This is a genomic window from Pontimonas sp. (genome assembly GCF_031581085.1).
Classification (GTDB): domain Bacteria; phylum Actinomycetota; class Actinomycetes; order Actinomycetales; family Microbacteriaceae; genus Pontimonas.
The window spans coordinates 53,825-68,351 of sequence record NZ_JAVLBO010000006.1 but is presented as its reverse complement, the minus strand read 5'-3'; the positions used below and the strand labels follow the sequence as shown (position 1 = coordinate 68,351).

Sequence of the window (14,527 nt, the reverse complement as noted above, 5' to 3'; positions counted from 1 at the left end):
GCCACGCGGACAAACGCGCCGAAGGGGACCAACTTGGTGACCGCACCGGGCGCGATCTGACCGATCGCGTGGGTGCGCGCAAACAGCTGCCAGGGATCTTCCTGGGTGGCTTTGAGCGAGAGCGACACCCGTTCGCGGTCCATGTCGACCTCGAGGACTTCCACGGTCACCTCTTGACCGACTTCGACGACCTCGCTGGCGTGCTCGATGTGCTTCCAGCTCAACTCAGAGACGTGGACGAGACCATCGACTCCGCCGAGGTCCACAAAGGCACCAAAGTTCACGATGGAGGAGACCACGCCCTTGCGAATTTGACCCTTTTCCAAATTGGTGAGGAAAGAGCTTCGGGTCTCGCTCTGGCTCTGCTCCAGCAGTGCCCGACGCGAGAGCACCACGTTGTTGCGGTTTTTGTCGAGTTCAAGAATTTTGGCCTCGATTTCTTGACCGAGGTAGGGGGTAAGGTCGCGCACTCGTCGCAGTTCGATCAGCGACGCGGGCAGGAAGCCGCGCAGACCGATATCCACGATCAGGCCACCCTTCACCACTTCGATGACCGAGCCGGTGACGACGCCGTCGTCTTCTTTAATCTTTTCCACATCACCCCAGGCGCGCTCGTACTGCGCGCGCTTCTTGGAGAGAATGAGCCGGCCTTCTTTGTCTTCCTTTTGGAGGACGAGGGCTTCAATCGGGTCACCCACACCGACGACCTCGTTGGGGTCTACGTCGTGCTTAATGGAGAGTTCTCGGGAGGGAATCACGCCCTCGGTCTTGTATCCGACGTCGAGCAGAACCTCGTCGCGGTCGATCTTGACAACTGTGCCCTCGATGAGGTCGCCGTCGTTGAAGAATTTCAGAGTTTTTTCGACTTCGGCCAGGAAGTCTTCGGCGGAGCCGATGTCATTGATTGCGATTTGCTTCGGGCCGGTAGTCGCGGAGGGTGTCATTCGGTAGGGGTTCTCTCGGGGGGTTATTCGGGCCGAGGGCTTATTCCTCGGACGTGGACAGGGTAAATGCGCCCAATGGGCGACCCCTCAGTGTAGCCCGGGGCGAGAGTGCGAGCAAACGCTAATGAGCGGCAGCGTCCCAGTGGGCACCGAAGCCGAGGTTGACTTCGAGGGGCACGTCGAGTTCGGCCGCACCCTCCATTTCTTCGCGCACGAGGGCCTCGAGCGCGTCGCGCTCCCCCACGGCAACATCAAAAATGAGCTCATCGTGGACCTGGAGCACCATGGCCGAAGCCATCGCCGTCTCGCGCAGCCGGGCGTCGATGGCGATCATGGCGCGTTTAATGATGTCGGCCGCGGTGCCCTGCATGGGGGCGTTGAGCGCCGCGCGCTCGGCCGATTCGCGCACCATCCGATTCGACGAATTGAGTTCCGGAAAGGGGCGCTGGCGACCAAAAAACGTTTCGGTGTAGCCGGCGGTCCGCGCCGTCTCGACGACGTCGCGCAGATAGTCGCGCACCCGGCCAAAGCGCTCAAAATAGTCGCCCATCAGGTTTTTGGCCTCCGAAGGGGCAATGCGCAACTGTTTGGCTAAACCGTAGGCCGACAGACCGTAGGCCAACCCGTAGCTCATGGCTTTGACTTTGGTGCGCATCGCGGGGGTCACCGCATCGGGCTCGACCTGGAACACCTGCGCGCCCACATAGTTGTGCAGGTCCTCACCGCGACGAAACGCCTCAATCAGGGCTTCATCGCCCGAAAAGTGGGCCATGATGCGCATCTCAATTTGCGAATAGTCGGCGGTGAGTAATCCCTCCGCGCTGCCCCCGTGCACAAAAGTGGCTCGAATCTGGTGGCCAATGTCGGTCCGGGCGGGAATGTTCTGCAGATTGGGCTCTAACGAGGACAGTCGCCCCGTACTCGTTCCGGTCTGGTCGAAGGTGGTGTGCAGGCGCCCATCCTCGCCCACAGCCGTGGCGAGACCCTCGACAATCTGGTGCAGCTTGGTCTGATCGCGGTGGCCCAGCAGGGCATCCAGGAAGGGATGGGGATGGCTTTCTTGGAGCTCGGCTAAGGCTTGCTGGTCAGTGGAGTAGCCGGTCTTTGTTTGCCGGGTTTTGGGCATCGCCAACTCGTCAAAGAGCACACCCTGAAGCTGCTTGGGCGAGCCCAGGTTCACCTCGTGGCCGATGGCCTCAAAGGCCCGGCGCTGATGTTCGCCCGCCTCGGCCAACAACTGCGCATCGAGAGCCTCCAAGGCCGCCCGGTCGGAGGCAATACCCAACTGTTCCATCCGCCACAAGATGGGAATCAGCGGCAGTTCCATTTCTTCGTACACCGTTCGCTGCGCGGCGGGGAGGGCATCCCGCAGTGCGGGATACACCCGGTGGAGCCACCAGGCATCGAGCACACCCTCGGCGCTCACATCGATGAGGGCGTTCGGGTCTGTGGCGACACTCGATTCGCCCAGAAGCTCCTCGACCAGCCCCGCGAGGGTGGGAAGTTTTCGACCGGGCGCGAGCATCCAAGAGGCGACCCGGAGGTCGCCATGGATGACGGCGGGAGCGTCCCAGCCGGCCTGAGACAGGACGTGGAGGTCATCCTTCGCGTGGTGCCACCACCACTGTCGACCCGGATCATTCAACGCCTTTTGCAGTGGTGCGGCGTCTTCTGAGCCCTCGGTGTGCACGACGGAGATGACGTCGCTCCCGTCGGAGACCCCACAGAGCAGGCCCGCGGGGGCTGGTCGCAGGATGATACTGAGCGGTCCCGGGTGTTGGCCAAGCCAGTGCTCGAGTTCCTCATCGAGCAGCGCGCGCGGCGTGGGCGTTGCGGTAGCGGGTGTGGCATCTGTGGCCACCGCAGGGCTCTCCCCGGCCAGAGCGAGCACGCGTTCGGTGAGTGTGCGAAAGCGCAGTTGGCCGAAAATGTCCGTGACAGCGTCTCGGTCGATTTCTCCTCGAACCAGGTCCTCCGGGGTAACCGTGAGCTCGACGTCTCGCACCAGGGCGTTTAGTCCCCTGTTTCGCACCGCGCGCTCTTTTTGCTCGCGCAGGTTTCCCCCCACCACACCGCCAATCTCGTCGGCGTGGGCGAGGAGTTCATCCAGTGAGCCGTACTGGGTGATCCACTTGACGGCGGTTTTTTCCCCCACTTTGTCGATGCCAATGAGATTGTCACTGGTTTCACCCACCAGGGCGGCAATATCCGGGTACGACTCGGGGTTCACGCCGTAGCGCTCAAAGACCGCCTCGGGTGTGTAGCGCTTGAGTTCGGAGACCCCGCGGGAGCTCGGATAGAGAACGGTGACGTCCCTGGTGACCAATTGCAGGGTGTCGCGGTCACCGGAGACGACGAACACGCGGAAACCTGATGCTTCACCTTGGCTGGCGAGGGTGGCGAGAATGTCGTCGGCTTCAAAGTCTTCTTTCTGCAGGGTGATGATTCCCATTGCCTCGAGGGCTTTTTGCAGAAGCGGAATCTGGCCCACAAACTCACTCGGGGTTTCGCCTCGAGTGGCCTTGTATTCGGGGTATTCGCGGGTGCGAAACGAGTAGCGAGAGACGTCAAAGGCGACCGCGAGGTGGGTCGGTTGTTCCTTTTTCAGCAGGCTCAGCAGCATGGAGAGAAACCCGTGGATGGCGTTGGTGTGCTGACCTTCGGGAGTGACGAAGCTTTCTAGGGGCAGGGCGTAGAAGGCCCGGAAGGCGAGCGAGTGGCCGTCGATGACCATCAGAGTAGGCTTGTCAGCGGAATCCATTAGCCCAGCCTAGCCGGCCCATTCACCGCCACCGGAGGTCTCCCGATGACTGAATTTCCCCCCGATCTCGACCCGGCCCTCATCGAGAGACTGGTCACCACCCAGGGCGGGGAGTTGGCCAAAAAGATGGGCATTGTGTTGACCAAGCTCGGCGCGGAGGAATCGATGGCCACCATGCCCGTGGAGGGCAATCGTCAAATCATTGGCTTGCTCCACGGCGGCGCTCACGTCGTGCTGGGCGAATCGCTGGGTTCGCTCTCGGCCGCGGTCCACGCCGGCCCCGGGCGCATCGCCGTCGGCATTGAAATCAACGCCAGCCACTCCAAATCCGTGACAACGGGCCTGGTTCACGGCCACTGCCGGGCAGTGAGTTTGGGCCGTAGCCTCGCCACCCACGAGATCGTCATGACCGACGACGAGGGCCGAAGGCTCTCCACGGTTCGAATGACCAACTTTTTGAAAGATCTGCCCCGCGACTAGCCCCCTGGGCTCGCGTAGCCCCTGGTTCGGTCCGGCCCTTCCAGGCCCGGTGTTAGCCCCCTTGGGGGTGTTCTGCTTGGCTGGCGAGTTGGTCCACCACCGTTTGGGCGACCTCCCGCATGGTCAAGCGACGATCCATCGAGGCTTTTTGAATCCAACGGAAAGCCTCGGGCTCCGTGAGCCCCATCGTGTCGTTCAAGATTCCTTTGGCCCGGTCGAGCAATTTTCTCGTTTCTAGACGATCGGCGAGGTCGAGAACCTCATCCTCTAGAGCCTGCAGCTGCGCGGAGCGACTGAGCGCAATTTCGATGGCCGGAATGAGGTCATTGGGCCCAAAAGGCTTGACCACGTAGGCCAGGGCGCCGGCTTCTGTCGCGCGCTCCACCAGTTCTCGTTGACTAAACGCGGTGAGCAACACGACGGGGGCAATTTTTTCGGCGGTGAGAATCTCCGCCGCACTAATTCCATCGAGCAGGGGCATTTTGACGTCCATCACGACCAGGTCGGGACGCAGCTCGCGCGCCAGTTCGACGGCTTTTTCGCCGTCTGCGGCTTCGCCGACGACCCTGAAGCCGTTGTCGGTGAGTGTTTCGACGATGTCGATGCGGATGAGTGATTCATCTTCGGCCACGACGACGGTGCGCTCTGAGGTGGGTGCTGGGGCCTGGTCGCTCATATTTCCAGCCTACGGTATCGTCTTTGGCACAGCGTGAGCGCTGGAGCCGGATTGGCGGAATGGCAGACGCGGAGCACTCAAAATGCTTTGTCCGAAAGGGCGTGTGGGTTCAAATCCCACATCCGGCACCACATAATTTACTCAGATTTAGTTAATGTACGGGTATCCCCCACACCGCCTCCCAGCGAGCAGGCCCACTGCCTACAGTGCTCATCAGGGAATCCACCAGAGGAAACCCCTCACTATTCTCCGACGCTCACGGGGACTGACACGAGGAGGCATTCAATGTCGACAGACTTGTCGCTCTGGTCCCGCAGGACACCCCCTCCGGGGAGCACCACATCCCTTCCACGCTTGTCGGTGCACGCTCAAAGCCTTCGGAGGGGGTGGCCCACCCCGTGACAGACACGCTTCGCGTCATGCAGCTCATCGACCAACTGGGCACCAGTCGCAACCTCGATGAAGTCTGCGCGCTGTTGACCTCCAGTCCTGCTCTGGGACAGAAGATTGACGGCGCGTCGCTCCTCCTGCTCGAGGACAACACGCTGAACGAGGGCGGGCGAGCCCGCATGCCGGGCTCCCCCGCAGACTTCTCCAAGCTCAGGCTGTCGTTTCCCACCCCACTGGCGCTCGCCCTGGCCAGCCCGCAGGCGACCAGTTATGCCCTGAACTCCACCGGCACACTTCACCCCGATATTTCCTCCCCACTGGAGACCTCGGGCTTCGCGAGCGTGTGGATGCTGCCGCTCACTTCCCGCCTGGAGCCCTTCGCGCTGCTGATGGCGTTTTCGCGCCAGGCCGCTGAGAAGCCCGTGATTGCGCCGAGTCACGAAAAACTCCTCGCCTCCAGCGTGAAGCTCGCCATCAGGCACACCAAATGGCGTGTTGACCGGCAGAGCGATCACCCCCGCCTCGCCGGCTAGCATCGCCTCGCAGGCTCACAGCGACTCGCGGGCTAGCAGCGCCTCGCAGGCTCACATCACCTCGGGCACTGCAGGACGGTGAGCGGCCTACTTGTCCTGCCAGGCGGGTGCGGCACCGCCCCTGGCGTGACCGACGACGTGGACGCGCAGGTCGTTGGTGCTCCCCGGGCTTCCGGGAGGCGAACCGGAAATGACCACCACTGTGTCCCCCGCCTCGGCCCAGCCTTCGCCGAGTAGTACCTCATCGACCTGTCGATACATTTCATCGGTGTGGGTCACCCGATCGACCTTATGGCTCTGAATTCCCCAGTTCAGGGAGAGTCGACGGCGGATCGATTCACGCGGGGTAAACGCCAGCATGGGGATGAGGGAGCGAAGCCTCGACATTCGACGAGCCGAATCCCCCGATTCGGTGAAGATGCACAAAAACTTGGCTTCGACAAAGTCCGCCACCTCGACGGCAGCCAGCGTAATGGCGCCGCCCTGGGTACGCGGCTTCGTGCCCAGGGGAGGAATGCGCTCGACACCGTGCTCCTCCGTGGAGGCCAAAATTCTCGCCATCACCTCGACGGTCTCGATCGGGTACTGCCCCACACTGGTTTCGCCGCTCAACATCACGGCATCAGCGCCATCGAGCACCGCGTTGGCCACATCGGAGGTCTCGGCGCGGGTGGGAACGGGGCTAGAAATCATGCTCTCGAGCATTTGGGTCGCCACGATGACGGGTTTGGCCATCCGGCGGGCGATTTCCACGGCGCGTTTTTGCACGATCGGCACCGTCTCCGGGGGGAGTTCGACGCCCAGGTCCCCTCTGGCGACCATAATTCCGTCGAAGGCGTCGACAATGTCCTCCAGAGCGTCGACGGCCTGGGGCTTTTCAATTTTCGCGATCACCGGCACGGTGGCGTCTTCTTCGGCCATGATCTCGCGCACCCGATCGACGTCACTGGCGTTTCGCACAAAACTCAGCGCCACATAGTCGATGCCTTGGCGAAGCCCCCAGCGTAAATCTGCTTCGTCCTTTTCTGACAGCGCCGGCACGGAGACCGCAACGCCGGGAAGGTTGATGCCCTTGTTGTTGGAGACCATTCCACCGACCATGACCTTAGTCACGACGGTCGTCGCCGTCTTCTCGACCACTTCGAGGCGCACTTTGCCGTCATCCACCAGGAGCGTGTCACCGGGGGCCACATCGTGGGGAAGTTCTTTAAAGGTGGTTGCCACCAGCTCTTTCGTTCCCGGAGTGTCTTCGGTGGTGATGGTGAAGGTTTCGCCGGCGCTCAGTAGGTGAGGTCCGTCCGCAAAAGTCTCCAAACGAATCTTGGGGCCCTGTAGGTCCACCAAAACCCCCACGGGTTGGTCTTCATCGGCAGCGGCCCGCATGAGGTTGGCGTAGACCTCTTCGTGGACCGCGTGGCTGCCGTGACTGAGGTTAAACCTCGCCACATTGACACCCGCCCGGATCAGCGCCCGCAGTTGCTCGTAGCTGTTGCTTGCGGGCCCGAGGGTGGCGACAATTTTGGCACGGCGCATGAACATCTCCCGATGCGAAGTAGAAGAACGAGTAGGTCCCAGCCTACGGTGGTTTTGACCCGCGCTAGACAGCCAGTGCCCGGTCAGTGGCCCGGACTGGCGCCGGTAGGCTCGTCTGCCCCTCCAGGAACCGATCGACCTCGGAAGCCACCGCGCGGCCCTCTGCGATGGCCCAGACAATCAGCGACGCACCCCGGCCGGCATCTCCGGCCACAAACACTCCGGGGACCGAGGTGTCGTAGTCACGACCACGGGCAATATTGCCGCGTTCGTCCACGTCGATCCCGCACTGTTCGTGCATGAGCTGGTAGTCCGGACCTTTGTAACCCAGCGCGAGCAACACCAGATCGGCAGGAATTTCGCGCTCGGAGCCAGGTTTCGGGAACCTGCCCCCGTCGCGGTATTCCGTCTCGGCGACTTTCAGAGCGCGCACTTCGCCGGCGTCGTTGGTCATGAATTCGACCGTGGAGGCCAAATACATCCGCTCGCCGCCCTCTTCGTGGGCGGACTGGACTTCAAAGAGAGTCGGATCCATCGGCCACGGCTGGCTTTCCGGACGCTCAGTGGGCGGTTGCTGACCGATGGCCAGCATGCTGACGCTCTCCGCCCGCTGCCGGTGCGCAGTCCCCAGGCAGTCTGCGCCGGTGTCGCCGCCGCCCAGAATGACGACGTGCTTTCCCGCTGCGTCGATCGGCTGTGCGACCGCGTCACCGGCGACCCAACGATTGGAGGGTACGAGGTAGTCCATGGCGTAGTGGATACCCAGGGCGTCGCGACCGGGGATGGACAGATCCCTGGGAACCGGAGCGCCCGTGGCGACCACGACGGCGTCGTAGCGCTCGATCAGGTCATCCCAGGTGATGTCGACACCAATGGTGACACCGGCTCGAAACCGGGTGCCCTCCGCTTGCATCTGCGCGAGGCGCTGATCCACGTGGTGCTTCTCCATCTTGAAATCGGGTATGCCATAGCGCAGCAAACCCCCGATTCGATCGTCACGCTCGTAGACGGCCACGGTGTGCCCGACGCGGGTGAGCTGTTGCGCGGCGGCGAGACCCGCGGGACCACTACCCACGACCGCCACGGTCTTACCGGTGAGGCGCTCCGGGGGCAATGGTTTCACCCATCCATTCGCCCAGGCGGTGTCGATGATGGACACTTCCACCTGTTTGATGGTCACCGGTGGCTGATTGATCCCCAACACGCAGGATGATTCGCACGGCGCCGGGCACAACCGTCCCGTGAACTCGGGGAAGTTGTTGGTCTCGTGAAGGCGTTCAATGGCGCCCAAGCCGTCGTCGCGGCGGACCAGGTCGTTCCATTCCGGAATGAGGTTTCCCAGCGGGCAACCCTGATGGCAAAACGGCACACCGCAGTCCATGCAGCGCGACGCCTGACGCTTGAGAACTTCAGGGTCTTGCGCGCCGTAGACCTCTTTCCAGTCGCTAATGCGGACCGGGACGGGACGCCGCGGGGGCAACTCACGGTCTGTGTACTTCAGAAACCCTCTTGGATCACCCACCAGTCACCTCCAAAATTCTTCCCCAGACTTCATCCCCGTCTGGATCGAGACCCTCGGCAGCAGCTTTTTGCCGCGTCTCGATCACCATTCGGTAGTCGCGCGGGGTAATCATCACAAACTCGTCGAGGCCCTCGGTGCCCTGCTCCAGAATCCGCGCCGCGACCGGCGATCCGGTCTCTTCGTGATGTCTGGTCAACAGGTCGCGCAGGATCTCTCGCTCACTCGAGCCCAAAGGACCCAGTTCAATTTCCCCGCTGCGCAGGGCTTCGGCGTTGACCCTCTCGGAGCGAAGCTTCCACACAAAAGCCATACCGCCCGACATTCCGGCCCCCAGGTTTCGACCCGTTTCGCCCAGGATCACGGCGAGACCACCGGTCATGTACTCCAGGGCGTGATCGCCGACCCCTTCGACGACCGCCGTCGCTCCGGAGTTTCGCACCAGGAAGCGCTCCCCCACCACACCACTGATGAACATGGTGCCCGAGGTGGCGCCGTACCCGATCACGTTTCCCGCGATCACGTTGCGTTCGGGGGCAAAGACACTCCCGCTGGCGGGTCGAATCGTAATGGCGCCTCCAGAGAGACCCTTACCGACGTAGTCGTTGGCGTCACCCCAGAGTCGAAGCGCGATTCCGCCGGGCATGAACGCACCCAACGATTGGCCCGCGGCACCACGCAGCGTGACGTCGATTGTTCCCGACGGAAGCCCGTGTTCGCCGTGAGCCACGGTCACGGCGTTACCGAGCATCGTGCCGACTGCTCGCTCGGTGTTTCGAATCTCCGATTCGATGGTCACCGGTTCACCGCGCATCAACGCCGGTTCTGCCTGGCGGATGAGCTCCTGGTCAAAGTGGAGCTCAATTTCGTGATCTTGACCCTCTTCGTGGTGGATGGCCACACCGGGGCGAAGCGCCTCGGTAGAGAGAATGGGCTCCAAGTCAAGACCATCGGTCTTCCAGTGCGATACCGCGCGGTCAACATCCAAGAGGTGGGCCTGGCCGATGGCTTCATCGAGGCTTCTAAAGCCCAGCGCCGCCAGGTACTCCCGCACCTCTTCAGCGATGTATTCGAAGAAGGTCTCGACAAATTCCGGCGTGCCCGAGAAACGCTTGCGCAGCTCGGGGTTTTGGCTGGCCACGCCGACCGGGCAGGTGTCCAAGTGACACACCCGCATCAGGATGCACCCGGAGACCACCATCGGCGCGGTCGCAAAACCGTAGCCTTCGGCGCCAAGCAGCGCGGCGATGATGACGTCTCGACCGGTCTTCATTTGGCCGTCAACGGCTAGCTTCACCCGTCCGCGCAGGTTGTTCGTCATCAGTGTCTGCTGGGCTTCGGCCAGACCGATTTCCCAGGGCGTTCCCGCGTGTTTCAGCGAGTTCAGCGGGCTCGCACCGGTGCCTCCGTCGTGACCGGAGACCAAAATAACGTCGGCTTTTGCTTTTGCCACACCAGTGGCTACCGCGCCAATTCCCGATTGGCTCACCAGTTTCACGTGCACGTTGGCCAACGGGTTCGAGCGCTTCAGGTCGTAAATAAGCTGCTTCAAATCCTCGATGGAGTAAATATCGTGGTGCGGTGGCGGCGAAATCAGGCCCACACCGGGGGTGCCGTGGCGGAGTTTGGCAATCCACGGATACACCTTGTTGGCCGGCAACTGACCGCCCTCACCGGGCTTGGCCCCCTGGGCCATCTTGATCTGCAAATCGGTGGCGTGGGTCAGGTACAAACTGGTCACCCCAAAGCGCCCCGAGGCAATCTGTTTAATCCGACTCGAGCGTTCTGCATCGAGTAACCGCTCGGGCGACTCACCGCCTTCACCGGTGTTACTCAATCCCCCCATCCGGTTCATGGCGACCGCGAGGGTTTCGTGCATTTCCGGGCTCACCGCACCCATCGACATCGCTCCAGAGTTGAACCGGGTGAGAATCGATTCGATCGGTTCGACCTCCTCGATCGGAATCGGCTTTCGCTCTGCCGTGCGCAGTGAAAACAGACCGCGGAGAGTCATGAGCTCTTCGGACTGGTCATCGATGCCTTTGGTGTACTCCCGAAAGAGGTCGAAGCGCTTTTGCCGGGTGGCGTGCTGGAGCAAAAACACGCTCTGCGGGTTAAACAGGTGGGGTGGCCCCTCGCGGCGCCACTGATACTCCCCGCCGACCGGTAGGCGCTGGTGGGGGTTTGCCAGTCCCGACTGCGGGTAGGCAATCGCGTGGCGCTGCTGGTTTTCCGCCTCGATGATGTCCAGGCCGACCCCGCCCAGGATGCTCGTCGTTCCCGTGAAGTACTGGTCAATAAGCTCCTGGGATAGCCCGACTGCTTCAAACGCCTGCGCGCCCGCGTAGGAGGCGACGGTGGAGATTCCCATCTTGCTCATGATTTTGAGCACGCCTTTGCCGAGCGCAGTAATCACGTTTCGCACTGCGCGTTCGGGCTCGACCCCTTCGATGTCGCCGGTGCGCGCCAAATGTTCGACGGTCTCCATCGCCAAATAGGGGTTCAGAGCGGAGGCACCAAAACCGATCAGGGTCGCCGCGTGGTGGACCTCACGCACATCTCCCGCTTCGACCACGAGGCCCACCCGCATCCGCTTGTGCCCGCGAATGAGGTGGTGGTGGACCGTGGAGAGCAACAGTAACGAGGGGATGGGGGCGAGGTCTTGGGTGGAATGGCGATCGCTCAGCACCACAAATCGCACCCCGCGATCGACCGCCTCATCGGCTTCCTGGCAAATCTCGTCGAGGCGCTCACGAAGACCCTCGACACCCTGATTGACCGGGTACAGCCCCTCGACCGTATATGTACTGGACTCGCCGTTCGCGTCTCGGAGGTGCCCGATTTTCGCCAACTCGTCGTTGTCGATGACCGGAAATTCCAGCACAACCTGGTGGGTGTGGTCGATGCCGGCATCCATCAGGTTTGCTTCTGGCCCGAGCGAGGTGGTCATCGAGGTGACGACCTGCTCACGGATGGAATCCAGCGGCGGGTTGGTCACCTGGGCGAACTGTTGGGCGAAGTAGTCAAAGAGCAACCGGGGCCGCTCAGATATGGCGGCGATTGGAGTATCCGAGCCCATCGCGCCCAACGGCTCCTGACCGTTCGCCCCCATGGGGGCGAGCAGAACCTTAATTTCCTCTTCGGTGTACCCAAAGGTGCGTTGCCGGTGCACGATCGACGTCGGGGTCGCGATGATGTGTTCGCGCTCGGGCAGCGATTCGAGCTCGATGCGCCCCTGGCTCACCCATTGGCCCCAGGGCGCCTGGTGGGCAAGCTCCGCTTTTAACTCGTCGTCTTCGATGATTCGACCCTCGTGGGTGTCGGCGAGCAGCATCGAACCGGGACGAAGCCGTCCTTTGCGCACCACCGTCGCCGGGTCGACGTCCAACACGCCGATTTCACTACCCAAAATCACGAGACCATCGCTGGTGATCACGTAACGGCCGGGGCGTAGGCCATTGCGATCCAGTGTCGCCCCGACGAGCGAACCGTCGGTGAACACCAGCGCAGCGGGACCATCCCAGGGCTCCATCAGCATGGAGTGGAACTCGTAAAAATCGCGCACCGCGGGGTCCATGTCGGCCTGGTTTTCCCACGCCTCCGGAACGAGCATCATGATCGCGTGCGGAAGCGAGCGGCCGCCCAACTCCAGCAGTTCCACCACCTCGTCGAGCGACGCGGAGTCACTCGCACCCTCGGTGACAATCGGATAGAGCTCATCGAGTGAACCGAGCAGGTCGGAGTGCAACTGCGACTGCCGCGCGTGCATCCAGTTGCGGTTTGCCCGAATGGTGTTGATTTCACCGTTGTGAGCAATGCGCCGGAATGGCTGGGCCAGCGGCCAGGACGGAAAGGTGTTGGTGGAATACCGCGAGTGCACAAGAGCCAGGGTGGACTGGAAGCGCTCGTCGGACAGGTCCGGGTAAAACGGCTCGAGCTGCAGCGTGGTCACCATGCCCTTGTAGACCATGGTTCTTGCAGACAGTGAGGGGAAATAGAGACCCAGTTCCCGCTCGACCCTCTTTCGCAGCCGGAAGGTCAACCGGTCGAGCCCGATGCCCGACCGAGGGTCTTCCGGAAGTGAGGAGACAAATAACTGCTCGAACCCGGGCATTGCCGCCCGCGCGAGGTCACCGACCTCTTCCGGGCGTACCGGGACTTCGCGCCAGCCCAAGACGACGAGCTTTTCCTCGGTCGCGATCGCTTCAATCGCCGCTTTTTCCTCCAAGCGCACTGAGGGGTCGGTGGCCAAAAAGCCGATACCGACCGCGTAAGCGCCCTTGTCCGGTAGGTCGAAGTCGACGACTTCGCGGAAAAAGAGGTCGGGAATTTGGGTGATGATGCCGGCACCGTCACCGGTTCCCGCGTCGGAGCCCACCGCCCCGCGGTGTTCCAGGTTGCGCAGCGCGCGCAGGGCCTTATCGACGATGTCGTGGCCTGGCCATCCGCGCAGGGTGGCGACCATGGCCAACCCACAGGCGTCCTTTTCAAAGCTGGGGTTGTAGAGCCCCGAGGCTTCGGGGACTGTGTTGTTGCGCTGGTAGGGGCCGAGAAATGTCATTGTCACCGTCCTTACGACGAATCGTCACCGTTCGGGGACACCGTTGGCCCATGAATACCAAGTGTCCTCGAGGCTACACCTCGACACCTGGTGAATTACTTGTCGGTTGGAGCGGGCTCGCCACTTGTGGTGGTTACAGATGCCGCTTCGCTTTCGGGCTCAGAATCCTCGCCGAGCCGGTAGCGGTCTTCAGAGTCTACCCCATCCTCTGGCTGCCATTCTTTTCCGGGGCGATAGACGCTGGGTTCGAGGCCCGGATGAGACTTGCTTTGGACGATGATTATCGCCAGTCCGAGGACGATGGCGGCCAGTGCCGCCCACTGGTTTGAGCGCAAACCAAAAATGACTTCGGCGACATCCAGGCGCAAGAACTCTAAGGAAAAGCGGCCGATGCCGTACCAGATCAGGTAGAGCGCGAAGGCTTTACCCCACTGCAAATTAAATCGCCGGGTGGCGGCGATAATCACCAGCGCACCCAACACATTCCACAGCCCCTCGTAGGCAAATGTGGGGTGGAAGAGGGTATCGGCGGGCAATCCCACCGGGATCGCGGGGTTTCCGGGGTCAATTTCTAGACCCCAGGGCAAACCTGTCGGCGCTCCAAAGAGTTCCTGGTTGAAATAGTTTCCGAAGCGACCCGTCGCTTGGGCGATCAGTATGCCCGGTGCGAGGGCGTCGGCAAAGGCCCAGAACCGAATGCCCGACAGGCGCGCACCAATCCAGGCGCCCACTGCCCCACCGAGGAGGGCACCGAATATCGCCAAGCCGCCCTCCCAGACGTAGAGCACCCGCCACAGGTCTGCTCCGGGGAAAAAGTAATCCGCGGGGTGGGTAATGACGTGAAAGAGCCGCCCGCCCAAAATTCCCAGCGGAACCGCGTAGAGCGCGATGTCGACCACGACCCAGGGCTCCGCTCCCCGGCTAGTGAGGCGGTGGTTCACAATCAGCACCGCCGCAACGATGCCCAACAGGATAAAAAGCGCGTAGGCGTTCACACTGAGGTTCAGGCCAAACCACTCAAGCCCCAGGTCTCGAAGCCACTGGCCAATGTTGAACGAGCGCCATTCGGCAGGAGGACTGGGCAGGGAACTCGGCAGCATGAACTCTTCTTCCGTGGTGCGTGGGTGAGC

9 protein-coding genes and 1 tRNA gene are annotated in these 14,527 nt (G+C 62.1%); 3 read left to right on the top strand and 7 right to left on the bottom strand.

The features are described 5' to 3' along the window. Both RI518_RS03225 and polA read right to left on the bottom strand, forming a co-directional pair. A partial coding sequence (locus RI518_RS03225; protein WP_310689335.1) for a S1 RNA-binding domain-containing protein occupies window positions 1-944 on the bottom strand: 944 nt, incomplete at its 3' end. Between the two features lie 121 nt (window positions 945-1,065). Further along, window positions 1,066-3,705: a DNA polymerase I gene (gene polA, locus RI518_RS03220; protein WP_310689334.1), complete on the bottom strand. Its 2,640-nt coding sequence runs from the start codon at window positions 3,703-3,705 to the stop codon at window positions 1,066-1,068. Window positions 3,706-3,750: 45 nt separating this feature from the next. Here polA and RI518_RS03215 point away from each other — a divergent pair, with 45 nt between their 5' ends. Further along, window positions 3,751-4,185 carry a hotdog fold thioesterase gene (locus RI518_RS03215; RefSeq protein ID WP_310671048.1) on the top strand — a complete coding sequence of 145 codons (435 nt, stop codon included), beginning with the start codon at window positions 3,751-3,753 and terminating at the stop codon, window positions 4,183-4,185. Window positions 4,186-4,237: 52 nt separating this feature from the next. On the opposite strand, the gene RI518_RS03210 is transcribed toward RI518_RS03215, so the two are convergent. Beyond that, entirely contained in the window at window positions 4,238-4,861 is a 624-nt protein-coding gene (locus RI518_RS03210; RefSeq protein ID WP_310671049.1) for a response regulator, read from the bottom strand. A gap of 45 nt (window positions 4,862-4,906) precedes the next feature. On the opposite strand from RI518_RS03210, the gene RI518_RS03205 reads away from it, so the two are divergent. Beyond that, window positions 4,907-4,992 (top strand) — tRNA-Leu (locus tag RI518_RS03205). Between the two features lie 255 nt (window positions 4,993-5,247). After that, the gene (locus RI518_RS03200; protein WP_310689332.1) at window positions 5,248-5,784 is read left to right on the top strand and encodes a hypothetical protein; all 537 of its coding nucleotides are present in this window, start codon (window positions 5,248-5,250) and stop codon (window positions 5,782-5,784) included. A gap of 87 nt (window positions 5,785-5,871) precedes the next feature. Here the strand turns inward: RI518_RS03200 and pyk are convergent, their stop codons facing one another. The 4 genes from pyk to lgt form a co-directional block, all read right to left on the bottom strand. After that, window positions 5,872-7,317, bottom strand: a complete 1,446-nt coding sequence (gene pyk / locus RI518_RS03195) for a pyruvate kinase (RefSeq protein WP_310689331.1) — start codon at window positions 7,315-7,317, stop codon at window positions 5,872-5,874. 64 nt (window positions 7,318-7,381) lie between these two features. Continuing rightward, window positions 7,382-8,839 carry a glutamate synthase subunit beta gene (locus tag RI518_RS03190; protein WP_310689329.1) on the bottom strand — a complete coding sequence of 486 codons (1,458 nt, stop codon included), beginning with the start codon at window positions 8,837-8,839 and terminating at the stop codon, window positions 7,382-7,384. Continuing rightward, window positions 8,832-13,397 carry a glutamate synthase large subunit gene (gltB, locus tag RI518_RS03185; protein ID WP_310689328.1) on the bottom strand — a complete coding sequence of 1,522 codons (4,566 nt, stop codon included), beginning with the start codon at window positions 13,395-13,397 and terminating at the stop codon, window positions 8,832-8,834. The genes RI518_RS03190 and gltB overlap by 8 nt, the downstream gene beginning before the upstream one ends. A gap of 95 nt (window positions 13,398-13,492) precedes the next feature. Next, complete coding sequence (gene lgt, locus RI518_RS03180) at window positions 13,493-14,497, bottom strand: prolipoprotein diacylglyceryl transferase (protein WP_310689327.1); 1,005 nt, start codon at window positions 14,495-14,497, stop codon at window positions 13,493-13,495. Between the last annotated feature and the right edge of the window lie 30 nt (window positions 14,498-14,527).